Genomic DNA, 23,364 nt, shown 5'->3' on the forward strand with positions numbered 1-23,364 from the left:
GAGGTGACCTGCGGGCGAGCGATGGGCCTACCGCCGTCGGGCCACATGCAGCAGCCGCGTATGAAGGAGCCTGCCGGCCAGTGATAGGACTGGGGGACTTTGGTCACAGAGCGATGGCTTGTTGGTGCTGAGGAGGCAGGCATGTTCGATGAGGCCGGTGAGGACGAGCTTCTGCTCGCCGCGATGATGCAACTCGGTGCGAAGGGCGGCTCGATAGGAGCCGCCGCTGGAGGGGCGGCCACCGGAGTTCACGGATTGGGCAGAGCTGGGGCGCGGGGCGGTGCTCGTGGAGCCGCGCGAGGCTTCAAATGGACGAAGAAGGACGTCAGTACCACTGTTGTCGAGTTGTCCGGGGCAGTGACGGCAGTGTCCCAGCTGGTCCACAAGACTCTGGCCGATGCGGGGAATCTGATAGGCGCTGAGACCCGGGACGACGGGGGCATCGCCGTGCGAGCGATGGTCGGCGTAGGGATGGGGGGCCTGAACCCCACGGTCGTGACGGCTGTTGTGGCCGCAGGTCCGGAAGGCGTCGCGGTGGTGGAGCTCCGCGCCGCAGGTCGTGAAGGGCTCATCAAGCGGCACCCTGCCGACAATGCTCTGGCGAAGATCACCGGTCATCTCAAAGCTGCCTCGCAGTAACGGCGGCCGCGTGGACGCAGCCCAGGGGGCGCCGCAACCTGGGCCCGGCTCTCCACGCGGCGTAACGCATCCGGGCCGGCCCGCCGCTGGTTGTCTGCCACTGTGAGCGAACCTCGACGTAGCTCAAAAGCGCGGTTCGCGGACTCCCGGACTCAAGGGGGCCTGGGTTGCCCGTGGCCCGTATCAACACAGTTGGGTGAACCCGCCAGAGTATGGATCATGGATGCGTGACGAAGCGGACGAAGGACGGACCTCCGGTCGAGCAGCCAGTTCCTGAGCCGGAGCTTTCCCCGTACCAGCAGGCGATGAGGCAAAGGCTCCTCGCCGCGCCGGTGGTGGAGGCCCCCGAGCCCTGGCGGCGCATCGCGTACGCCCCGGTCGGTGGACTGCTCGGGATCGGCTTCGCCTCGCACCCCGGCACCGGCCAGGACTTGGTGATGGTCGTCTCGCACGACGGTCACGGGCTCTTCGACGCCGTCACGGGGGAGAAGATCGCGCGGGATCGTGACCCGGACGCCGAGGACGGAAACCGTGACGCGGATCCCGCTCTGTGGTGTCCTGGGTTGGGACCGGTCGCCGGAAACAGGGTGCGCGTCGCCGGGCTTTTCGGAGGAGGACTGCACACCGCCGGCGGAGACGGTTGGAAGCTGGAGGTCGTTGCCCCGGCCTGGCCGAACGAGCGTGTCCTGCTCTCTCGCGACGGCGGTCTGCCGCACTCCGGTCCGCACGGGGAGCGCTGGTGGCACATCTTCCACTCCGACTACTCCGAGCTCCGTGCCGCCGGGTTCTCGCCCTCCGGGCAGACCCTTGCCGTGGCGACGAGCAGCGATCTGTCCCTGTGGACTCGCGGCGCCGGCCACAACCGCAGCAGTGGCGACTGACGATCGGCTGGGACCTGGGAGTTGAGGTCGTCGGTCTGCTGATCCTCGCTGGCCGCCAGGCGCGAGGTGCCAGGTATGGCCCGTCGCGTTGCCCCGCGGTCGGCTACGGGGATGTGGCCCACCTCCACAAAGGGTTTCGTGAGCAAGGCTTGACCTGGATCAAGCCGCCCTTCCTGTGGATGATGTACCGCTGCGGCTGGGGCACCAGGGAGGGCCAGGAGACCGTCCTCGCCGTCGAGACCGACGAGAGGCATCGAGGACGTGACCCCGCCGGCCACGGAGGTCCACGGGCTGGTGCGGGCGGGCGAACCGGAGCGGGCCCGCTGCTGCCGCCGGAGCGGCCGTACCCCCCTGGCCGGCGAAATGCTGGCGCATCTGCTTGCCCAGGGCGTCCACGGGGCGGCGGGTGCCGCTCAGGCCGCCTCGATGACCTCCCCGCGGATCGCCGCGGCCCACTGGACCACCAACAGCTCGTATTCGGCGCGCTCCTGGGCGGACAGGGTGCCGCCCGCGCGCAGCCAGAGCGCCCGGATCTGCTCGTTCACCTCGGCGGCAGACCGCACGGAACCAGGGGTCGGGAGTTCGGGGGACATGCGGACAGCCTAGGGGCAAGCACTGACACTGCGCTACCGGGCGGCTACGCAGAACGTATGGGCTTGGTCACCGTCGGCAGGATCGTCTCCGGTGCCCGAACTGCCGCTGTCAGCTTGCCGGTTCGGCCGCGTGCGGGCTCAGTACGTCGGCCGAGACCAGGGCGACGATGACGACGCCGAGGGCCACGCGGTACCAGACGAACGGCATGAAGCTCCGGTGGGAGATCCACTTCATGAACCATGCGATCACCGCGTATCCCGAGGCGAAGGCGATGGCCGTCGCGAACAGGGTCGGGCCCCAGGACACATGGCCCCCGCCGACCGAGTCCTTCACCTCGAACGCGCCCGAGGCCAGCACCGCCGGGACGGCCAACAGGAAGGAGTAGCGGGCCGCGGCCTCCCGGCGGTAGCCCATGAACAGGCCGCCGCTGATGGTCGCGCCGGAGCGGGAGACGCCGGGGATCAGGGCGCAGGCCTGGCACAGGCCGAAGATCAGGCCGTCCCTGATGCCCAGGTTCTCCAGGGACTTGCGCTGCTTGGGCACCCGGTGCCGGCCGCCGGTCTCGTCCCGGGCGGCCAGCCGGTCGGCGATGCCGATGGCCAGGCCGACGACGATGAGCATCGTCGCGGTGATCCGCAGATCGCGGAACGGGCCCTCGATCTGGTCCTTGAGCGTCACGCCCAGCACGCCGATGGGTAGGGAGCCGACGATCACCAGCCAGCCCGTCCGCGCGTCGTGGTCCCGGCGCGCCGCCTTGCTGAAGAGCGACCGGAACCAGGCGGCGAGGATGCGGCCGATGTCCTTGCGGAAGTAGATCAGCACCGCTGCCTCGGTGCCGATCTGGGTGATCGCCGTGAAGGCCGCGCCGGGGTCCTCCCAGCCGGAGAAGGCCGCGGTCAGCCGCAGATGCGCGCTGGAGGAGACGGGCAGGAATTCGGTCAGCCCCTGGACGAGTCCGAGGATGAGGGATTCGAACCAAGACATGGAGGTAATGCGTCCAGTGCTGTCGGGTAAAGAAGTGATCAAATGACGAGGGCAGCGTAGCGGGCCCACGCGACAGCAGGGACGTGGGGGGTCATGCCACGGCCGGGCCCTTGAGCGTCCAGCCCGGGGCCTGGGGGTGGGCCGTGAGGTCCTCGTGGTGGACCTCCTCGCCACAGGCCTGGCAGGTGACGACCGGGACCAGCGCGTGGCCGCAGCTGTGCTCGACGACCATGGGCAGGTCCGTGCCCTGGCGCAGGTGACGGTCGCCCCATTCCTTCAGCGTCATCAGGACCGGCTCCAGCTCCAGGCCCGCCGCCGTCGCCCGGTACTCGAAGCGCTGCGGCCGCTCGCTGTAGACGCGCTTGGTGAGGATCCCGGCGTCCACGAGCCGCCGCAGCCGGGCGGCCAGGATGTCGCGCGGGGCGCCGATGTTGCGCACGAGCTGGTCGAAGCGGCCGTTGCCCAGGCAGACCTCCCGCAGGACGAGCAGGGAGTACTTCTCGCCGACCAGCGCGAGGGCGTCGGCGATGGAGCACGGGCGGGCGTCTTGCGTGGTCTTCCGGGCGGCCATGAGGACCAGTCTAGAGGAGGGTTTGATTTTCCAACCCTGCGAGCTATGGTGAGTTTGGATTTCCTACTCACTGGTAGCTGCCGTAGCCCGCGGAAAGCGGTCCACGGACAGCCAGGCGGCCAAGGAGGCCCGCGCCATGCGCGACGCAGTGATCGTCGAAGCGGTACGCACCCCCATCGGCAAGGGCAAGCCGAACGGCTCCCTCGCCCACGTCCACCCCGTGCAGCTCCTCGCCCACACCCTGCGCACCCTGGTCGAGCGCTCCGGCGTCGACCCGGCCCTCATCGACGACGTCATCGGCGGCACCGTCGACCAGGTCGGCGAGCAGGCCATGAACACCACCCGGTACGCCGTCCTCGCGGCCGGGTTCCCAGAGTCGGTCCCGGCGACCACCGTGGACCGCCAGTGCGGCTCCTCCCAGCAGGCCGTGCACTTCGCCGCGCAGGGCGTGATCTCCGGCGCCTACGACCTCGTCGTCGCCTGCGGGGTGGAGTCGATGAGCCGGGTGCCGATGTGGTCCAACGTGCCTGAGGGAAAAGACCCGTTCGGGCCCGGCGTCGCCGAGCGCTACCCGGAGGGCCTGGTCCCGCAGGGCATCAGCGCCGAGCTGATCGCCGCCAAGTGGTCCCTCACGCGGTCGCAGATGGACGAGTTCGCCGTCTCCTCGCACCACAAGGCGGCCCAGGCATGGGCGAACGGCCTGTTCGACGCCGAGATAGCCCCGCTCGACGGCGTCAGCCGCGACGAGTGCGTACGGCCCGGCAGCACCCCGGAGATCCTCGCCGGCCTCAAGCCCGCCTACCACGACCCCGGCTTCGCCGAGCGCTTCCCGCAGATCGAGTGGAACATCACCGCGGGCAACGCGAGCCCCGTCAACGACGGTGCCTCCGCCGTCCTGATCACCTCCGGCGAGACCGCGGCCCGCCTCGGCCTGCGCCCGCTGGCCCGCCTGCACAGCTTCGCCGTCACCGGCTCCGACCCGCTGCTGATGCTCACCGGGGTCGTCCCGGCCACCGAGAAGGTGCTGCGCAAGGCCGGGCTGAGCATCGACGACATCGACCTCTTCGAGGTCAACGAGGCCTTCGCCAGCGTCGTACTGGCCTGGCAGCAGGAGACCGGCGCCGACCTGGCCCGGGTCAACGTGCACGGCGGCGCCATCGCCCTCGGCCACCCGCTCGGCGCCAGCGGCACCCGCCTGACCACCACCCTGGTGCACGCGATGCGCGGTCGCGGCGCTCGCTTCGGCCTGCAGACCATGTGCGAGGCGGGCGGACTCGCCAACGCCATGATCCTCGAAGGAGTCTGACCTCTACCGGCCGCGCAGGTGGTGCCGCTTGCGCCAGGCCACCACCGTGCCCAGCAGCGCCGGTACGGCGATACCGGCCATCGCGATCAGGAAGGCGGGGGAGGTGGGCGCCGAGGCGCGGGCACCGGCGACCGCGTAGGCGGCGGTGTTCGGAATCGACCCGATGGCCGTGGCCAGCAGGAACGGCCACCAGCCCATGCGGGAGACGGCCGCGCAGTAGTTCGCCGCCCAGAACGGCACCCCGGGGAACAGCCGGGCCGCCAGCATCGACCGGAAGCCGTGCCGGCTCAGCTGCCCGTCGGCCGCCGTCAGCCAGCGGCCCCGCAGCAGCGGACGCAGCGCGCCCTGCCCGAGGAGCCGGCCGAGCCCGAAGGCCACCCCGGCCCCGAGCACCGTGCCCGCCAGCGCCGTCGCCAGCCCCAGCTGGGAGCCGAACAGCGCGCCCGCCGCCAGGTTCAGCAGCGGCCGCGGCACGAACGCCACGGTGCACAGCCCGTACGCCGCCCCGAACACCAGGGCGGCCGCGGCCCCGCCGAGCTGCGGCGGCCAGCCGTGGGTCAGCAGCCGCTGCGGCTCGAACACCAGCACCGCCGCGCCGGCCCCCGCCAGCAGGGCGAGCAGCAGCGACAGCCGGGCGTACGGGGACAACAGCGCGCGGGTGCAGCGGGCGGCGAGTCCCGGAGAGGCCATGGCGGTGCCAGAGCGGTGGGCATCGAGCATCCGGTGACATTAACCGACACACGCGTGTGATCGCCGTCAGGGGTCTCCCCGCAGTGGGAGACCCCTTCGCTCACGCGGCGAGCGCGTGACCAGGGTGCAGGACCACCTTGGTGTAGCCCTCGATCCGCTTGTCGAACTTCTCGTACGCCTGCGGCGCCTGGTCCAGCGGCAGCTCGTGGGAGACCACGAAGCTCGGCTGGGCCCGCCCGGCGATGATCAGGTCGCGCAGCTGGCGGTTGTACCGCTTGACGTTGCACTGGCCGGTGCCCATCTGCTGGCCCTTCTCGAACATCTTGCCGATGGAGACGAGCAGTTGGCCGTGCCTGGCGTGATCGTCGGGTCCGCCCGGGTCGGACGGCACGTACAGGCCCGGCACGCCGAGCATGCCGGTGGGCCGGACCGTCTCGACGAGCTCGTTGAGGACGATCGCGGGCTCCTCGTGGCTGGCGTCGTGCGCCTGGGCCTGGTAGCCGACGGCGTCGACGCCCTTGTCGGTGCCCTCGCCTCCGGTCTGTTCCTTGATCTGTGCCGCCGGGTCGCCCTTGGTGAAGTCGACGGGGATGGCGCCGATCTCCTCGGCCTTGGCGAGCCGCTCGGGCACCCGGTCCACGGAGAAGACCTTCGAGGCACCGCGCAGCAGCGCCGAGTAGGCGGCCATCAGGCCCACCGGTCCGGCGCCGTAGACGGCCACGCTCTCACCGGGGGACACCTGGGCGAGTTCGCAGCCGTGGTAGCCGGTCGGGAAGATGTCGGCCAGCAGCACGAAGTCGGTCTCGAACTCCTCGCCCGGCGGCAGCTTCAGGCAGTTGAAATCGGCGAACGGCACCCGCAGCAGCTCGGCCTGGCCGCCCTTGTACGGGCCCATCGCCACATAGCCGTAGGCCCCGCCGGCGAATCCGGGGTTGACCGTCAGGCAGAAGCCGGTCTTCCCGGCGAGACAGTTCTTGCAGAATCCGCAGGCGACGTTGAAGGGCATCACGACCCGGTCGCCCTTGGCCAGGGAGGTCACACCGGCGCCGACCTCCTCGATGATGCCGAGGTTCTCGTGTCCGAAGACGATGCCCGCCTCGGCTGCCGTGCGGCCCTCGTACATGTGCAGGTCCGAGCCGCATATGGCGGACGACGTGACCCGTACGAGCACATCGTTGGGGTGCTGGATCCCAGGATCCTCGACGTCCTTCACCTGCACGCTGAAGGGTTCTTCGTAGACGACGGCTTTCATCTGTGTCACCTCCGCGCCGAGCGCTGCCCGTACCTCCAGGCAACGCCCGTACGAAGGGGCACGCAACCGGCGCCCGCCGCGAAAATCGTTCGACGCCGGGCACCGCGTCGGCGATGATCGACGCCATGTTCCGGTACGCCTTCCTCCTCGCAGCATCCGCCGTCGCGGATGCGCCGAAGGCTGCCGTCCCGCTCCTCGTGGCCGCTGTCGACGGCGCCCGAAGCTGACCCTCTCCGGAACGTCCGGCGGACCCCGCAGGGGGAGGGTCGGCCAGTCCCCGGGGTCCGGATTTCTCCCTTCACGGCTGAGAGGCTTCGAGGTACAGCCATGTCCAAAACGGCCTACGTGCGCACCAAGCCGCACCTGAACATCGGCACCATGGGTCATGTCGACCACGGCAAGACCACCCTGACCGCCGCCATCACCAAGGTCCTCGCCGAGCGCGGCACCGGCACGTTCGTCCCGTTCGACCGGATCGACCGGGCCCCGGAGGAGGCCGCCCGCGGGATCACCATCAACATCGCGCACGTCGAGTACGAGACCGACACCCGGCACTACGCCCACGTGGACATGCCGGGCCACGCCGACTACATCAAGAACATGGTCACCGGCGCCGCGCAGCTCGACGGGGCGATCCTCGTCGTCTCCGCGCTCGACGGGATCATGCCGCAGACCGCCGAGCACGTGCTGCTCGCCCGGCAGGTGGGCGTGGACCACATCGTCGTCGCGCTCAACAAGGCGGACGGCACGCAGGACGAGGAGTTGATCGACCTGGTCGAGCTGGAGGTCCGCGACCTGCTCACGGCGCAGGGCTATCCCGGGGACGCCGTGCCGGTCGTACGGGTCTCCGGGCTCCGGGCGCTGGCGGGCGACCCGCGCTGGACGGCGTCGATCGAGGCGCTGCTCGACGCGGTGGACACCTACGTGCCCATGCCCGAGCGGTATCTGGACGCGCCGTTCCTGCTGCCCGTGGAGAACGTGCTCACCATCACCGGCCGGGGCACGGTGGTCACCGGCGCGGTGGAGCGGGGCACGCTCCGCCTGGGGGACCGGGTGTCCGTGCTGGGTGCCGACATCGAGACCGTCGTCACCGGGCTGGAGACCTTCGGCAAGCCGATGGCGGAGGCCCAGGCCGGGGACAACGTGGCGGTCCTGCTGCGGGGCGTGCCCCGGGATGCCGTCCGGCGCGGGCACGTCGTGGCGGCTCCGGGGAGCGTCGTGCCGGCCCGGCGGTTCTCGGCGCGGGTGTATCTGCTGTCGGGACGCGAGGGCGGTCGTACGACGCCGGTCGCGAGCGGGTACCGGCCGCAGTTCTACATCCGTACGGCGGACGTGGTCGGGGACGTCGACCTCGGCGAGGCCGGGGCCGCCCGGCCCGGAGACACCGTGGAGATGTGTGTCGAGCTGGGACGGGAGGTTCCCCTGGAGCCCGGTCTGGGGTTCGCCATCCGTGAGGGCGGGCGGACCGTGGGGGCGGGGACGGTGACCGATGTCCACAATGGATGAGTGAACGAATCGATACCCGTGCTCCGCACCACCGACCACGGCACCGCCAAGCTCATGCCCGATGTCGACCGTGCGCGGGCCTGGCTGCTCACGGTCGACGGGGCGCCGCAGTCGTACGTCGATCTCGATGATCCGGCGCATCTGGAGTTCGAGTACGCGCGGCGGCTCGGGTATGTGCTGGATGCCGTGGCCGAGGCCGGGCGGGCGCTGGACGTGGTGCATCTGGGCGGGGGCGCGCTGACGCTGCCGCGGTATGTGGCGGCCACCCGGCCCGGCTCACGGCAGGACGTCGTCGAGGCCGACGCGGGGTTGCTGGACCTGGTCGCCGAGCATCTGCCGTTGCCGGCCGGCTCGGGTGTCGCGCTGCACGCGGCCGACGCCCGGGCCTGGCTGGAGGGGGCGCCGGACGATCACGCGGACGTGCTGATCGCCGACGTCTTCGGCGGCTCCCGGGTGCCCGCCCATCTCACCACGCTGGCCTACGCCCGTGCGGCCGAGCGGGTGCTGCGGGCGGACGGTGTGTATCTGGCCAACCTGGCCGACCAGGCGCCGTTCGCCTTCCTGCGGTCCCAACTGGCCACGTTCGCCGAGTATTTCGAGGAGCTGGTGCTGATCGCCGAGCCCGGTGTGCTGCGCGGGCGGCGGTTCGGCAACGCGGTGCTGGCCGCCTCGCACCGGCCCCTGGACATCGCCGCCCTGGCCCGGCGCTGCGCGGCGGACGCGTTTCCGGCGCGGGTCGAACACGGGGCGGGGGTGCGGGAGTTCATCGATGGCGCGCGGGCGGTCGAGGAGGCGGACGCCGTGCCGTCGCCCGAGCCCCCGGCCGGGGCGTTCGGCATCGGCTGACGCCGTGGACCGGGGCCGCCGGTCCGGCGAAGTCGGCCTTTCCGGGCACCCGTTGCAGGTTCGCTTCGAGGAGGGCGAGCGTGACGCGGGGTCAGGGGAGTCGGCGCCCTTGCCCCACGTGACGTGGGGCAAGGGCCGAAGCGGTGGTCATGAGTGCGACGGGGTCCCGTGGAGCCGGATCGTGCTCATGATCTCCATGACCGTCTTGTCCGGCACTTCCCCGGTGACTCCCGTGGCGCCGTAGAAGTCCCAGGAGACGTAGTCGTCCTGAGAGTTCTTGAAGCCGAAGGTGACGGCCTTGCCGTCGCTGGCGCACTTCGACTTGCCCTTCTGCGGGCTGTTGTGCGACCGGGCCCAGGCGTAACTGCCGGCGATGCCCGAGTTCGTTGTGAACTGCGTGGCCTTCTTGTCGTAGGTGATGCTCTTCTTGTCCGGCTGGGTGTAGCCGCCGTAGACCCACCAGGCCGGTGTGTTGACCGCGACCTGGTCCGCGCTGCCGGCACCGCTGGCGCCCTTGGAGCCCACGGCCGCCAGCGAGGTGTCCTCCAGGCGGCCGTCGTGGTTGTCGTCCGCCGAGCACCACTTGGGCTGGTCCTCGGCGGTGCCCGACATCACGATGATCGGCTTGGTGCCGTCGCCCTTGTTGTCCGTGAACCCGATCTCCATGTCGGGGGACTGCACCGTCCAGTTCGCGGGCACGTCGTAGGCGATGCCCCACTTGGGGTTCACCACGACCTTCCAGCCGGCGATGGTGGGCTTCTCCGTGTTGACGCCGCGCGGGTCGTCCGTCACGGACGGGGTGGGCGAGGGCTGGGTCGTCGGCGACTGGCTCGCGTGCCCGCCTTTGCCGGCCGTGTCGTCCTTCTTGCCGCCCTTGCCGAGGACGAGGTATCCGGTCACGCCGGCGGCGACCACGACCGCCGCCGCCGCGACGATCGCGATCACCTTCGTACGGCCGCCGCCTCCGCCCTGCGGCGGCTGCGGAACCGGCACGGTGGGCGGCTGCGGCTGCCCCCACTGCGGCTGCTGACCGTACGGGCCGCCCTGCGGGTACTGCTGGTACCCGGGCTGCTGGTACGGGTTCGGCTGCTGGTAACCCGGCTGCTGATACGGGTTCTGCTGCGGGTTCGGCGCGCCCCCTGGCGGCTGCTGATCTGGCCACATGGCCAGTAACCCTAGTGCCGCCACGGACACGATTCGGTCACCGGCCCTCGTCAGGGTGGTAGCGAAGTGCGGCCGGGCGCGGATCCGTGCTGGTCGGTCTCTGCTGCCCGCGAGCGACATGTCGGTCATGAGCGCAGACCGGATGTCGATCGGCGAGATGCTTGCCGCCGCCACCTGAGGGGCTTCTTCCGGCCTGAGGGGCGAGCGTGAGAGAGGGCTGGCCGATTTCCCTACTCATGAGTAACATCGCGCTCATGACAGTTGACAGCGCCTCGATGGGCGAAATGCTGGCCGCCTCGGTTCCGATGGTGCGGACCCTGAACCTTGAGTTCATCGAGGTCTCTCCGGAGCGTGCCGTGCTCCGGCTTCCGGACCAGCCGGACTTTCACAATCACATTGGCGGTCCCCATGCCGGAGCCATGTTCACCTTGGCCGAGTCCGCCAGCGGTGCCATCGTCCTCACTGCCTTCGGGGACCAACTCTCTCGCGCGGTACCGCTCGCGGTGCGGGCCGAGATCGACTACAAGAAGCTGGCCATGGGGGCAGTGACGGCCACGGCGACCCTGGGGCGCCCGGCAGCCGAGGTCGTTGCCGAACTCGACGCGGGCAACCGTCCGGAGTTTCCGGTCAGCATCGCCGTTCAACGCGAGGACGGGGCCGTCACGGGCGAGATGACCGTGGTGTGGACCTTGAGACTGAACGGTTGAGGGGTTGTGCGGCCGCCGGGAGGTGGTGGCAGTCCTCTTGGAGGACGCCCGGGAAGCCGCACCCGTGCACGCGGACGTGAGCACCAACGCCCGTGCGACGGTCCGGTGGACGACACCCGACGGCCGCACACGCACTGGCCGGGCCGAGGTGCCCGCGCATGCCTCTGCGGGGATGCGTGTGCCTGTGTGGACGAGATGCGCAGCAGAGTTGCCCCCGGACCCTGCTGCGCAATCGCGGGACGCGGCCGGTGATGCCACGGGAGGCGCACGGGGACCGGGTGTGACCGGATGCGAGGGGAGTCAGGCCGGACATCCGGCAATCCGCACGCGAAGTGCACCCGAGACTTCGGCACCCCACAGGCTGCGCGGCCGCGAGTGCGCTGCCGGAAATCACGTAGAGATCGTCGCGTTACGAGCCGCACTTAACGTCCCCTCATGGCGGATATATTCGACGCATACGCGTTGGCCGACGCGTGGGACGAGATGTTTGTGCGGCCGGGTGAGGTCAGGACCGCCTATGAGCCGGTACTGGCGGCGCTCCAGCCGATCGCACCGAGTGAACTGCGTTTCAGAGCCGACCAGATGGCCCGGTCGTTCACGGACCGTGGTGTGACCTACGCCTTCGCGGGCGAGGAGCGGCCGTGGCCGCTGGACCTCGTGCCGCGCATCCTCGATGCCCTCGAATGGGATCTCATACAACGCGGCGTCGGCCAGAGAGTCAGGGCCCTGGAGGCCTATCTCGCCGACGCCTATGGTCCCTGCCGTGCCTTCGAGGACGGCGTCGTGCCCTGGCGGCTGCTCCTCAACTCCCCCCATTTCCACCGGGTCGCGCACGGGATCGAGCCTCCCGGTGGCGTGCGCATCCACGTCGCGGGCATCGACCTCGTGCGCGACGAGGCCGGGGACTTCCGGGTGCTGGAGGACAACGTACGGGTGCCCAGCGGGGTGTCGTACGTGATCGAGAACCGGCGCGCGATGACCCGCATCTTCCCCTCCCTCTTCGCCGAGCAGCATGTGCTGCCCGTCGACGGTTACGGGCACCGCCTGCTGGCCGCCCTGCGCGCCGCCGCGCCCGACGGGACCGCCGACCCCAGGGTCGTGGTACTGACCCCCGGGCCCAACAACGCGGCCTACTTCGAACACGCCCTGCTCGCCCGGCTGATGGGCGTGCAGCTGGTGGAGGGACACGACCTGCTGTGCCGGAACAACCGCGTGTGGATGCGGACCACGCGCGGCGAGGTGCCCGTCCACGTCGTGTACCGGCGTCTGGACGACGACTTCCTCGATCCGCTGCACTTCCGGCCCGACTCGGTGATCGGCTGCCCGGGGATCATGAACGCGGCGATGGCCGGCAACGTCACGCTCGCGAACGCCGTCGGAAACGGGATCGCGGACGACAAGCTGCTCTACACCTATGTCCCGGATCTGATCCGGTACTACCTGTCCGAGGAACCGGTCCTGCCCAATGTGGAGTCCTACCGGCCCGACGAACCGGGGCAGTTGGAGGCGGTCCTCGACCAGATCGAGCAGCTCGTCGTCAAGCCCGTGGACGGAGCGGGCGGTCAGGGCATCGTCATCGGGCCGAAGGCCGATGCCGACACCCTCGAACGCACCCGCAAGGCCGTCATCGCCGACCCGCGCGGCTTCATCGCGCAGCGGCCCGTCGCCCTGTCCACCTCCCCCACCCTCGCCGGCGAGGGCATGGCGCCGCGCCACATCGACCTGCGCCCGTTCGCCGTGCACGACGGCAACGATGTCTGGGTGCTGCCCGGCGGACTCACCCGCGTCGCCCTCCAGGAGGGCAACCTGATCGTCAACTCCAGCCAGGGCGGCGGCTCCAAGGACACCTGGGTGCTCGCCGAGGGCCCCGCCGAGCGGCCCGCCTCCGTCGGCTCCGGTGGTCTGCCCGAGGTCGCTCCCCGCCAGCTGGGGCCCGACGGCACCACCACGGTCGTACAGGAAGGGGCGCAGCAGCAGTGAACGACGTGATCCTCTCCCGGATAGCGGAGGCGCTGACCTGGACCGGGCGGTACGTCGAGCGGGCGGACGCCACCGGCCGGATCCTCGACGCCTATTTGCACCGCATGCTGGAGGACCCCTGGCGCGACGAGGACGCGGCCTGCCGGTCGCTGTACGCGATCCTCGGCGTGGACGCGGGGGCGGAACCGGTGGACATGCAGCAGGTGCTGGACCAGCTCGCGTTCGACGCCCGCTCGACCGGTTCCATCGAGGGCGCGCTGGGCGCCGCCCGGCTCAATGCCCGCAGCGCCCGTGAGGCCGTCTCCTCGGAGATGTGGGAGTGCCTCAACTCCACCTGGCACGCCCTTGCCGACCAGCGGCTCGCGGCCCGCCGTACGGGCCCGTACGCCTATCTGGAGCTCGTCCGGCGCCGCGCGGCTCTCTTCTTCGGGCTCGCCGACTCCACGATGAGCCGGGACGACAGCTGGCGGTTCGTCATCCTGGGCCGGAGTCTGGAGCGGGTCGACATGACCGTACGGCTGCTGAGCGTGCGCGTGCTGGACGCGGCGCACGCGCCGGACTGGCCGACGCTGCTGAGCGCGAGCGGCGCCGACGAGGCGTACGCGCGCGTGTACGGCGGTTTCGGCGACACCCCGCGCGTGGCCGAATTCCTGCTTCTGGACCGGGACTTCCCACGCTCGGTGCTGCATGCGCTGACCACGGCCGAGGAGTGCCTGACCGCGCTGGGCCGCCCGCGCCAGGACCCGGCACGCCGCCCGATCGGCCGCCTGCGTACCCGCCTGGAGTACCTGGACTCGCATGCCCTGGAGGAGCAACTACCGGTACTGCTGGGTGACTTGCAGCAGGCTTGCATGACGTCCGCCGACGCGGTGGCGGAGCAGTTCTTCCCGTACCAGGGGGCCGTCGAGTGGGCCCAGGAAGGAGCGTGATGGTGACCAGCAAGGGAATCCGCCGCCTCCGCATCCGGCACGAGACCCGCGTCTCCTACGCGCAGGCCGCCGTCTCCTCGCACAACGAGGTCCGCATGACCCCGCTGACGCTGCCCGGCCAGACCACCCTGGACGGCCGGGTGACCGTCGGCCCGGCGGCCGTGACGTGGTCGTACTGGGACTACTGGGGCACCCAGGTGACCGGCTTCGACCTGATGGACCCGCACTCCGACCTCACCATCACCGCGTCCAGCCTGGTCGAGACGGCCCGGCCCGGTCCGCTTCGCGGGCCGCTCGGCTGGGCGGAGGTGGCCGAACGCACCACGCGCTCCCGTCTGCTGGAGTTCGCGAACCCGACGGTGCGTACGACGGTTCCGGCGGAGCTGATCGCACACGCGCGGGAGGTCACGGCGGGCCTCGACCCGCACGAGACGGCCGTCGCCGTCGCCTCGCTGGTCGCCGACCGGGTGTCGTACCTGCCCGGCACCACCGGCGTGAACACCTCCGCCGCCGAGGCCTGGGAACAGGGCACGGGCGTCTGCCAGGACATCGCCCACGTCACCCTCGCCCTGCTGCGGGGCCTGGGGCTGCCGTCCCGCTACGTGTCCGGCTACCTGCACCCGGAGAAGGAGGCCGAGCTCCACCGCCCGGTCGCCGGGCAGAGCCACGCCTGGATCGAGTACTGGGCGGGCGACTGGTGCGGCTACGACCCGACCAACCGCACCCGCGCCGACGAGTCCCATGTGGTGGTCGGCCGCGGCCGCGACTACGACGACGTGCCCCCGCACAAGGGCGTGTACCGGGGGGTCGCGGGCGGGCCGCCGGAGGTGACCGTGGAATTCACACAGGTCGCCTGAACGCGACGGAGGGCCGGGAACCACTCCCGGCCCTCCGGACGACCGGTCAGTGGTCGCAGCAAGGTCGCTCGGCGCACGGCGGGTGACGGCGCCGCAGACGATCGACGGCGCATCGCGGCACGGCCGGCGGGGTGCTGGGTCAGCTCTCCAGTGCGGCAGGCTCCTTGACGGCCACTCCGCTCCGCCCGCCGGCCATCAGTGCCTCCACCAGCCCGACGATCCGGCTCGCGGCTTCCCGCACCGGAATCCCCGCGCGGTGGATGTTGGAGAGGAGGTTGCGGTCCGCGTCCGTGTGCCCGGGACGCGGCCGGTACGCCAGGTACGCGGAAAGGCTTTCCGCCGTCGCCAGGCCCGGACGTTCACCGATCAGCAGCACGACCACCGCCGGGTCCAGCAGCTCGCCGATCTCGTTGAGCACTCCGACCCGGCACTGCCGCACCACGATCGGACGGCCCACGGACCAGCCGCGCGCCGCGCAGCCCTCGTGCACCAGTGGCAGCAGAGCCGGCACCTGGGCGTGTACGGCGGTGGAGGACAGCCCGTCGCCGATCACGAGCTGCACGTCCGGGCCGGGTCCGTGCTCGGCGCGGATCGTCTGCCGCGCTTGCGGGGTGAGGCGCCGGCCCAGGTCCGGGCGGCGCAGATAGCGGTGCCGGGAGTCGGCCATGGTGGCGACCACCGTCCAGGGGAAACGGTCGGCCAGCGCGGCCATCCCGGGGGCGTCGAGGTCCAGCGGTGTCGAGACCGCGTCCCGCGCGGCCGCATGGTCGCCGCGCAGGGCCAGCAGGGTGGCGGTGGGGTAGGAACTGCCCGCCCGACCGGTGAAGATGCGGGCGGGGGTCGCCGCGCGCAGCCAGGCAGCGGTGCGCTCCGCGGGCGTCGGGCCGGCCATAGGGGCGGAGAGCTTCAGGTGCTCCGTCACGCCACACCTCCGGGGAGGAGTTCGCGCAGGGCTCCGCTGCCGTCCAGCGCGGAGGCGAGCTCGGCCAGGCTGGTCGGCAGGGCGTGCGCTCCGCCGCCCGGGCGGCCGTCGGAGCGGATGCCCATATCGGCCAGCCAGACCTCGAACTCCGGAGCGGTGCGCAGCCCCAGCGTCCGGCGGACACTCACCACGTCGTGGTAGCTGGTGGTCTGGTAGTTGAGCATCACGTCGTCCCCGGCCGGGATGGCCATCACGAAGGTGCACCCGGCGGAGGCGAGCAGCACCAGCAGGTTGTCGTTGGAGTTCTGGTCGGCGTCCGCGTGGTTGGTGTAGCAGACGTCCACGCCGGTCGGTACGCCCATCAGCTTGCCGACGAAATGGTCCTCCAGGCCCGCGCGGGTGATCTGCACCGAGTCGGCCAGGTACTCCGGCCCGATGAAGCCGACCACCGAGTTGACCAGGAACGGGTCGTAGAGCCGGGCCACCGCCTGCGCCCGCGCCTCCAGGGTGAGCTGGTCGACGCCGTGGTGGGCCTCGGCGGAGAGCGCACTGCCCTGGCCGGTCTCGAAGTACATCACCTGATCGCCGGCGAACTCGCCCGCCCGCTCGGCGTGGTGGGCGAGCACAGCCTCCCGGCCGCGGGCGAGCAGTCCGAGGTCGATGCCGAAACTCGCGTTGGCCGCCTCCGTCCCGGCGACCGACTGGAAGAGCAGATCCACGGGTGCGCCGGCCTCCAGTGCGGCCAGCTGGGTGGTGACGTGCGCCAGCACGCAGGACTGGGTGGGTATGCCCAGCCGGGCGATCAGCTCGTGAACGCCGCGCAGCACCTCGCCGATCACCGGCACGGACTCGGTAGCCGGGTTGACGCCGATCATCGCGTCGCCGCAGCCGAACGCCAGGCCGTCCAGCGCGGACAGCATGATGCCGCGCACGCCGTCGGTGGGGTGGTTGGGCTGGATGCGAGAGCCGAAGACGCCCGCACCGCCCATGGTGTTGCGGCAGCGGGTGGTACGGCGCAGCGGGGCGGCTGCCACCACCAGGTCCAGATTGCTCATCAGCTTGGCGCAGGCGGCAGCGATCTCGGGGGTGATCGCCGCGTGCAGCCCGCCCGACCAGCGCTGCCGGAAGCCGGGCTCCAGGACCGACTCGCGCAGTTCACCCACGGTGAGCGAGGCGATCTCGGCGAAGCGCGCCGGGTCGGCGGGCACGGAGACCGCCTCCGTCACGGCGTCCTCCACGACGGGAGTCGCGGCGATCTCGGCCAGCCGTACGTCGGCCAGGGCGAGCTTGGCAGCTACTCGCTCCCGCTCGCTGCGTGCGGCGAGTCCGGCGAGCTGGTCACCGGACTTCGTCTCGTTCGCCTTGGCCAGCAGCTCGGGCAGCGTGGCGAACGTGAACCGCTCGCCACGCAGGGTGCTGCGGTAGACCATGCTGTCAACCTCTCCGAAGTCTCTCTGCGGTACGCATGAGGGGCTTTCAGCGCTCGTGGGACTCGGCCAGAACGGTGCTGCCGATCTGCTCGTAGCGCGCCCGGTCGGTGGACCGGAGCACGAGCGCAATCACCGCGCCCAGCACGCCCACACCGATCACCAGGTAGGGGGTGAGGGTGTATACGGGGCTGTTGGAGGCGGCGCCTGCCGCGAAGGAGATGTTGCTGAACAGCAGGTAGACGACGTAGGCCATGCCCGCTGCGCCCACCGCCGGACAGAGCAGAGTCCGCCACCAGCTACGGGTCTCCGGGTGGCGCTTGCCGCCGTGGAAGTACCAGATCACCGAGACGGAGCAGATCGCCTGGACGATGAGGATCCCCATCGTGCCCATGATCGCCAGCAGGCCGAACTCGTAGTAGTACGGCACGTCCGGCGCGGCCTTGCTGGGGGCCTGGAAGAGGAAGAAGTACAAGGTGATGAGCAGGGTGATCACGGACTGCACGATCGAGGCGACCCACGGGGACTTGTGCTTGTCGTGGGTGGCGCCGAGCGGGGTGACGGCCTTGTGCAGGCCCTCGCGGCCGATCGCGTAGAGGTAGCGGGAGGCCGAGTTGTGGAAGGCCAGCGCGCAGGCGAAGGAGCCGGTGACGGTCAGGACCTGGTAGAGGTCCTTGGCCCAGACACCCACGAACTTCTGGGTGATGCCGAAGAAGAGGTCGAAGGGGTTGCCGGTACCGCCCTGGGCGATGGTGACGGCGTTGTGCGCGCCGTTGCCCGCGATGGTCATCCAGGAGACGAAGGTGTAGAGCGCGCCGAGCGCGATGACCACGAGCAGGGTGGCGCGCGGGATGATCCGGGTCGGGTTGCGGGACTCCTCGCCGTAGACCGCGGTGGTCTCGAAGCCCACCCACGACCAGAAACCGAAGAACAGACCGATCGCCACGCTGCCGCCGGCCACCGCGGTGAAACCGCCTGCCGGGTCGAGGGAGCCGGTCATCAGCCCGTCGGGGCCGCCGCCGTGGAAGAGCACTGAGCCGCCCATCAGCAGCAGGATCAGCACCTCGGCGACCAGGAAGACTCCCAGCACCTTCCCGGAGAGCTCGATGTCGAAGTAGCCGAGTACCGCGATGGCGAGGATGCCGAAGAGCGCGTAGACGATCCAGCTCAGTTTCGGCCCGCCGAAGGTCTCCACGTCCGTCTTGAAGAAGGACGCGAAGATCCCGATCAGCGAACCCTCGAAGACCACGTAGGCAAGGGTCGCGATGAGGCCGCTGGCCAGCCCGGCGACCCGGCCCAGGCCACGGGTGATGAAACCGTAGAAGGCGCCGGTGGCGGTGATGTGCCGGGCCATCGCGGAGTAGCCGATGGTGAAGATCACCAGTACGGCGGTGCAGAAGATGAAGGTGGCCGGGGTCCCCGTGCCGGCTCCGGAGCCTATCGCGATGGGCACGTTGCCCGTCATGGCGGTGATCGGAGCAGCCGTGGCCAGCACGGTGAAGACGACGCCCCACATGCCCAGTGCCCCGGTGCGCAGGCGCTCGGGCTCGGGGGTGGCGCCCGTGCCGGGACCGCCGAGGGGCATGTGGGCGGATTCTGTAGTAGTCACGCGATCTGGCTCCGGATGTTGCGCTGGGCGGTGTAGGTGCCCGATCGTCGCGATCCCTCTTTACGGAATGCGGCGGCCGCCGTTTCAGCTTCGTTAAGCAGGGCGAAAGAGGCGTATCTCACGTATTCGTGGGCGGGCAGGCCATAGTGAGGAGGTCCCGCGACATCTCCGCGAGCTGCGATTGCATCACCAGCCCGCTGCGCAAGGCCGACGACACCGAACTCGACTGGGTCGTCGTCCGTGAGACCAGCGAAGGCGAATACGCCGGCCTCGGCGGCCGCAATCTCTCCGGCCGCGGCCCGGGCGGTGAAGTCGCCGTCCAGTCCGCCCTGTTCACCGAGGTCGGCTGCGAACGCATCATGCGCTTCGCCTTCGACCTCGCCCGCACCCGGGCGCACAAGAAGGTCTCCTCGGTCACCAAGAGCGATGCCCAGCAGTACGGCATGGTCCTGCGGGACGACGACTTCAAGCGCGTCGCCGCCGACCACCCGGACGTCGAGACGGAAAGCGTCCTGGTGGACGCCATGTCGGCGAAGTTCGTCCTCCACCCGGAGGACCTGTCGGTGGTCGTCGCCTCCAACCTGAACGCCGGCATCCTCTCCGACCTCGGCAGCGCCCTGGCCGGCAGTCTGGGCCTGGCTGCCGGCGCCAACCTCAACCCCGAGCGCCGTTTCCCGAGCATGTTCGAACCCGTCCACGGCTCCGCCCCGGACATCGCGGGCCAGGGCCTCGCCAACCCGATCGGCGCCCTCGGCAGCGCCGCCTCGATGCTGGACCACCTCGGCCTGCCCGATCAGGCCGCCCGCCTCCACAAGGCGATCGAGACCACGACGGCCGCCGGTATCCTCACCCGCGACGTCGGCGGCACCGCCGCCACCGACGACGTCACCAAGGCCCTCATCGACGCCCTCAACGCCTGACGTCGACGCAAGGGAGCCGCCCCGTGCGAAGCAGGGCGGCTCACAGCGCCGGATGTCAGGGAATGAGCACGATGCGGGTCGGATCACCGATCTTCTTCTCCAGCCGGGTGACGGCATCGGTTGCCTCGGCCAGAGATGCTGTCGGCGATGCTGATCGGCGCCGGTGCCAGCCCCGCCGGCACCAGTACTCCGCCGCAGCCCAGCACAGTCACCGCCTGTTCCCGCAGCGCCGGAAAGCCCGCGAAGCCGAACGCGGCATCCAGTCCCTGGCCACCGGTTGCCGTGCGGTGGCCAGGCCTGCTCAGGCGGCCCGGCGCCGCTCGCTGTCGTCAGCCGCGCCCTCCTCCAGGCCGACCACGAACTCCCTGAGCCAGCGCCGGAATTCGGGGCCCAGGTCGGGCCGGTCGCAGGCCAGCCGGACCACTGTGCGCAGATAGTCCGCCTTGTCGCCGGTGTCGTAGCGCAGACCGCCGAAGACGACCCCGTGCACCGTGCCGCCCGTCGCGAGGTCCTGGAGGGCGTCGGTCAGCTGGATCTCACCGCCGCGCCCCGGCGGGGTGCGCTCCAGGACGTCGAACACGGCCGGGTCCAGGACATAGCGGCCGATGACCGCGTACCGGCTCGGCGCGGTGCCCGGCGCCGGCTTCTCCACCAGCCCGGTCACCCGTACGACACCGTCCTCGCCGGTCGGCTCCACCGCCGCGCAGCCGTAGAGATGGCTCTGCTCCGGATCGACCTGCATCAGCGCGACCACACTGCCCTCGTGACGCTCTCGCACCTCCAGCATCCGGCTGAGCAGGGTCTCGCGCGGGTCGATGAGGTCGTCGCCGAGCAGCACGGCGAAGGGCTGGTCGCCCACGTGATGGCGGGCGCACAGCACGGCGTGGCCGAGGCCGAGCGGGTCACCCTGGCGGATGTGGTGGATGTCGGCGAGCCGTGCGGGATCGCGTACGGCGTCCAGGCGCACGGTGTCGCCCTTCGCGGCCAGCGCCTGCTCCAGTTCGAAGGCGTGGTCGAAGTGGTCCTCGATGGCGCGCTTGTGACGGCCCGTCACCATCAGGATGTCGTCGAGACCGGCCGCCGCGGCCTCCTCGACGACGTACTGGATGGCCGGCTTGTCGACGACCGGCAGCATCTCCTTCGGGGTGGCCTTGGTCGCGGGCAGGAACCGGGTGCCGAGTCCGGCGGCCGGTACGACGGCCTTGCGGACCGTACGGGGCGAGGCGGGGGTCGCGGTGGGGGCGGAGGCGATCATGCGGCCCATGCTGGGGCACGCGGATGAGAGCGCGCCCGGAGAAGCATGGGAACCGGCTGTGGATGCGATACCGGCGGTAACTCTGGCGTATTTCGCTGAACGTGAAGGCTGGTCAATCCAGCTTCTTGTTTCCTGTGAGGCGTGTGTGCGAAGGTGTGGCTCCCCGCGGGAACTATCACTGCTTTCCGACAGAACGGCATTTCGCGTGCGGTTCTGCCGCTGGAAAGGAAATGGTTCCGTGCAGTCCCCTTACCCCCCACGCCCGCCGTATCCGCCCCTGCCCACCCCGAGCGGGGAGTCCGACCGCGATCTCGTCGCCCGGCTGACCGGCCCCGACAGCGCCCGCCATCACGCCGTCGCCCTGCTGCTCGCCCGGCACTGGCGGGCCGCGCGCGACTACGCCATCGTCTGCCTCGCCTCCGCCGGACCCGCCGCCCCGCTCGTGGCCGCCGCCGCCTTCCATCAGGTCCTCGCCCGCATGGCGGGCGGAGCCGTCGGCGGCGCCCTGCGCCCGCAGCTGCTCGTCGCCGTCCGCGACACCGTCCGCGCCTGGGCGGCGGACGACGGAACCTGCGCGACTCTGCCGGAATTGCGCCGACCCACCGGCGGTCGCGGATTGCGCGTCACAAAGCCCGGAACGCCGGAAAGGCGACAGCTCGCCGAACGCGCATTCCGGGCCCTTCCCAGCGCCTCGCAATGCCTGCTGTGGCACACCGAGGTGGAAGCGGAGCCGATAAACATACCAGCTGGTCTGCTGGGTATCGCCCCGGCCACCGCGACGGCCGCCCTGGAACAGGCACGCGAACAATTCCGCGCGGGTTGCGTACGCGCCCACAGAGAACTCGCGCCGACGAAGGAATGCCGCTTCTACAACCGGCTCCTCGACATCCCGATGCGCCGTGGCGGCGTCCTGTTGCCGGACGTGCGGCACCATCTGACGCTCTGCCCCTACTGCCGGCATGCCGCCGACACCATCGGCCGGTTCGAGGGCGGACTGGACCTGCTGCTCGCCGAGACCGTGCTCGGCTGGGGCGCCCGCCGCTATCTCGACTCGCGCCCCGGGCGCGGCGCCGTCGAGGAGTGGCCGCTCGCGCCGGTGCCGGAGGCGGTACGGGCGGGAGCCGGCGGCCGTCATCGCACCGGCCCCGTGGGCCGCCGCCGTACGGCCGTCCTCGTCGGCGCCGGACTGACCTCGCTCGCGCTGCTCGCCACCGTCCTGGTGGTCAGAAGCTGGTCCGACGACAACGGTGTCCCGACGCCCGGCGCCACATGGGGTGCCCCCGCGGGGCACACGGCCCGTCCGAGCGGCCCGGGCATCTCGACGTCCGCCGTGTCGGCCGCCTCGGCGGATCCGGGCGGCTCGGGCGACGCGCCCGGTCCGGATGGCTCGGGGGGCTTGGGTGGCGGTCCCGTCGAGATCGCCCACGGCAGCCTGCGCGCACTCGCCTCCGGGCGCTGCCTGGGCGTGCGCGGGGGCCGGGCCGAGGCGGGCGCCGGTCTACGGCTCGCGCCGTGCTCGTCCGCCGTCTCGCAGCAGTGGTCGTACCAGGACGACGGACTGCTGCGCAGCGCCGCCGACCCGTCCCTGTGCCTGGCCGCCGACCCCGGGACGGGGAGCGTCGTGCTGGCCGGATGTCTCGTGCACGCCGGAGAGGTGGCCTACGACATCACCGTGCGCGGCGAGATCCTGCTCCGCCGCACCGAGGGGCTCGCACTCGCTCCGGGTGCGGGTGGAGCGTCGGACGGGGTGGGGTTGGTGCGCAGGGACGGGTCGGCGGGGCAGCGGTGGGCGCTGGAGCCGGGCGGGGATGCGTCGGGACGGCCGGACGGGTCGCCGGTGGCGCCGGACGCGGCGGGCTCGCCAGGGGTGCCCGATGGTGCGGGGGCCGGGCGGCCGGGGCGGCCGCAGGGGGAGGACGAGGTCGGCCGACCGGGGGTGCCTGAGGTGCCGGGGCGGACGGGGCTGTCGGGGCCGATGGGGCCGTTGGGGCAGCCGGGGCCGTCCGAGGGCGGGGGTGGGGAGGGGAGCGAGCCCCGGATCGCCCAGGTCCGCAGCGACCCCGGGCAGGGCCGTACCGGGGTCGTGTCGCCCGGCGGTGCGGTGTCCGCGGTGGGCGACGTCCTTCAGCAGGTCACCGACCGGATCGCGCCCGCACCGGCGGCCGCGGGCGTGCTGCTCGGCTGACGCGCCGGGGACCGGCGGGCGGGGCTGACGCCGGGTGGCCGGGCCGCTGAAGCGGCTTCGAGCCACCGGCGTGACGTCATGCGGAATTTACAGACTTCGTGCGAATGTCCGAGCGTGTTGCGCGTGGGTGAGCGCGCGGT

21 protein-coding genes and 1 pseudogene are annotated in these 23,364 nt (G+C 71.1%); 12 read left to right on the forward strand and 10 right to left on the reverse strand.

Features of this window, described 5'->3' with window-relative positions:
* The first annotated feature begins 141 nt into the window (after positions 1-141).
* The 3 genes and pseudogenes from LE548_RS22860 to LE548_RS22870 form a co-directional block, all read left to right on the forward strand.
* A complete protein-coding gene (locus LE548_RS22860; RefSeq protein WP_225098808.1) occupies positions 142-639 on the forward strand; it encodes a hypothetical protein in 498 nt (165 codons plus the stop codon).
* A gap of 305 nt (positions 640-944) precedes the next feature.
* On the forward strand, positions 945-1,520 hold the full coding sequence (locus tag LE548_RS22865; RefSeq protein WP_225098809.1) for a hypothetical protein: 576 nt from the start codon (positions 945-947) through the stop codon (positions 1,518-1,520).
* 149 nt (positions 1,521-1,669) lie between these two features.
* Positions 1,670-1,759, forward strand: a pseudogene (locus LE548_RS22870) (DUF4291 family protein); the annotation flags it as partial.
* Positions 1,760-1,933: 174 nt separating this feature from the next.
* On the opposite strand, the gene LE548_RS22875 reads toward LE548_RS22870, so the two are convergent.
* The 3 genes from LE548_RS22875 to LE548_RS22885 all read right to left on the reverse strand — a co-directional run bounded on the left by LE548_RS22875 (position 1,934) and on the right by LE548_RS22885 (position 3,669).
* On the reverse strand, positions 1,934-2,113 hold the full coding sequence (locus LE548_RS22875; protein WP_225098810.1) for a hypothetical protein: 180 nt from the start codon (positions 2,111-2,113) through the stop codon (positions 1,934-1,936).
* Positions 2,114-2,222: 109 nt separating this feature from the next.
* Positions 2,223-3,098, reverse strand: a complete 876-nt coding sequence (locus LE548_RS22880; RefSeq protein WP_225098811.1) for an undecaprenyl-diphosphate phosphatase — start codon at positions 3,096-3,098, stop codon at positions 2,223-2,225.
* A 91-nt stretch (positions 3,099-3,189) separates the two neighbouring features.
* Entirely contained in the window at positions 3,190-3,669 is a 480-nt protein-coding gene (locus LE548_RS22885) for a helix-turn-helix domain-containing protein (protein WP_225098812.1), read from the reverse strand.
* A 136-nt stretch (positions 3,670-3,805) separates the two neighbouring features.
* Here LE548_RS22885 and LE548_RS22890 point away from each other — a divergent pair, with 136 nt between their 5' ends.
* On the forward strand, positions 3,806-4,975 hold the full coding sequence (locus tag LE548_RS22890; protein WP_225098813.1) for a thiolase family protein: 1,170 nt from the start codon (positions 3,806-3,808) through the stop codon (positions 4,973-4,975).
* A 3-nt stretch (positions 4,976-4,978) separates the two neighbouring features.
* Here LE548_RS22890 and LE548_RS22895 read toward each other — a convergent pair whose 3' ends face one another.
* A complete protein-coding gene (locus tag LE548_RS22895; protein WP_225098814.1) occupies positions 4,979-5,695 on the reverse strand; it encodes a TVP38/TMEM64 family protein in 717 nt (238 codons plus the stop codon).
* Positions 5,696-5,765: 70 nt separating this feature from the next.
* The gene (locus tag LE548_RS22900) at positions 5,766-6,917 is read right to left on the reverse strand and encodes a glutathione-independent formaldehyde dehydrogenase (protein WP_225098815.1); all 1,152 of its coding nucleotides are present in this window, start codon (positions 6,915-6,917) and stop codon (positions 5,766-5,768) included.
* A 327-nt stretch (positions 6,918-7,244) separates the two neighbouring features.
* On the opposite strand from LE548_RS22900, the gene tuf reads away from it, so the two are divergent.
* Both tuf and LE548_RS22910 read left to right on the forward strand, forming a co-directional pair.
* On the forward strand, positions 7,245-8,423 hold the full coding sequence (gene tuf / locus LE548_RS22905; protein WP_225098816.1) for an elongation factor Tu: 1,179 nt from the start codon (positions 7,245-7,247) through the stop codon (positions 8,421-8,423).
* On the forward strand, positions 8,424-9,269 hold the full coding sequence (locus tag LE548_RS22910; protein WP_225098817.1) for a spermidine synthase: 846 nt from the start codon (positions 8,424-8,426) through the stop codon (positions 9,267-9,269).
* A 147-nt stretch (positions 9,270-9,416) separates the two neighbouring features.
* On the opposite strand, the gene LE548_RS22915 is transcribed toward LE548_RS22910, so the two are convergent.
* On the reverse strand, positions 9,417-10,433 hold the full coding sequence (locus LE548_RS22915) for a hypothetical protein (protein WP_225098818.1): 1,017 nt from the start codon (positions 10,431-10,433) through the stop codon (positions 9,417-9,419).
* Positions 10,434-10,687: 254 nt separating this feature from the next.
* Here LE548_RS22915 and LE548_RS22920 point away from each other — a divergent pair, with 254 nt between their 5' ends.
* The 4 genes from LE548_RS22920 (at position 10,688) to LE548_RS22935 (ending at position 14,906) form a co-directional block, all read left to right on the forward strand.
* The gene (locus LE548_RS22920) at positions 10,688-11,140 is read left to right on the forward strand and encodes a DUF4442 domain-containing protein (protein WP_225098819.1); all 453 of its coding nucleotides are present in this window, start codon (positions 10,688-10,690) and stop codon (positions 11,138-11,140) included.
* 435 nt (positions 11,141-11,575) lie between these two features.
* Positions 11,576-13,120: a circularly permuted type 2 ATP-grasp protein gene (locus tag LE548_RS22925; protein WP_225098820.1), complete on the forward strand. Its 1,545-nt coding sequence runs from the start codon at positions 11,576-11,578 to the stop codon at positions 13,118-13,120.
* Positions 13,117-14,049 (forward strand): alpha-E domain-containing protein, encoded by a 933-nt coding sequence (locus LE548_RS22930; RefSeq protein ID WP_225098821.1) that lies wholly within the window; start codon positions 13,117-13,119, stop codon positions 14,047-14,049. The genes LE548_RS22925 and LE548_RS22930 overlap by 4 nt, the downstream gene beginning before the upstream one ends.
* Before the next feature lie 2 nt (positions 14,050-14,051).
* Complete coding sequence (locus LE548_RS22935; RefSeq protein WP_225098822.1) at positions 14,052-14,906, forward strand: transglutaminase family protein; 855 nt, start codon at positions 14,052-14,054, stop codon at positions 14,904-14,906.
* A 139-nt stretch (positions 14,907-15,045) separates the two neighbouring features.
* Here the strand turns inward: LE548_RS22935 and eutC are convergent, their stop codons facing one another.
* From eutC to LE548_RS22950, 3 genes are read right to left on the reverse strand one after another with little or no spacing between them, the layout of a single operon-like run.
* Entirely contained in the window at positions 15,046-15,828 is a 783-nt protein-coding gene (gene eutC / locus LE548_RS22940; protein ID WP_225098823.1) for an ethanolamine ammonia-lyase subunit EutC, read from the reverse strand.
* A complete protein-coding gene (gene eutB, locus LE548_RS22945) occupies positions 15,825-17,258 on the reverse strand; it encodes an ethanolamine ammonia-lyase subunit EutB (protein ID WP_225098824.1) in 1,434 nt (477 codons plus the stop codon). The genes eutC and eutB overlap by 4 nt, the downstream gene beginning before the upstream one ends.
* Before the next feature lie 46 nt (positions 17,259-17,304).
* A complete protein-coding gene (locus LE548_RS22950; protein WP_308030445.1) occupies positions 17,305-18,864 on the reverse strand; it encodes an APC family permease in 1,560 nt (519 codons plus the stop codon).
* Positions 18,865-19,010: 146 nt separating this feature from the next.
* On the opposite strand from LE548_RS22950, the gene LE548_RS22955 reads away from it, so the two are divergent.
* A complete protein-coding gene (locus LE548_RS22955) occupies positions 19,011-19,784 on the forward strand; it encodes an isocitrate/isopropylmalate family dehydrogenase (protein ID WP_225098825.1) in 774 nt (257 codons plus the stop codon).
* A gap of 301 nt (positions 19,785-20,085) precedes the next feature.
* On the opposite strand, the gene galU is transcribed toward LE548_RS22955, so the two are convergent.
* Positions 20,086-21,048: a UTP--glucose-1-phosphate uridylyltransferase GalU gene (galU, locus tag LE548_RS22960; RefSeq protein ID WP_374116160.1), complete on the reverse strand. Its 963-nt coding sequence runs from the start codon at positions 21,046-21,048 to the stop codon at positions 20,086-20,088.
* A gap of 229 nt (positions 21,049-21,277) precedes the next feature.
* On the opposite strand from galU, the gene LE548_RS22965 reads away from it, so the two are divergent.
* A complete protein-coding gene (locus tag LE548_RS22965) occupies positions 21,278-23,224 on the forward strand; it encodes an RICIN domain-containing protein (protein WP_225098827.1) in 1,947 nt (648 codons plus the stop codon).
* Positions 23,225-23,364 lie beyond the last annotated feature (140 nt).

It is taken from the genome of Streptomyces sp. CoH27, assembly GCF_020181035.1.
Taxonomy (GTDB): Bacteria; Actinomycetota; Actinomycetes; order Streptomycetales; family Streptomycetaceae; genus Streptomyces; species Streptomyces camelliae.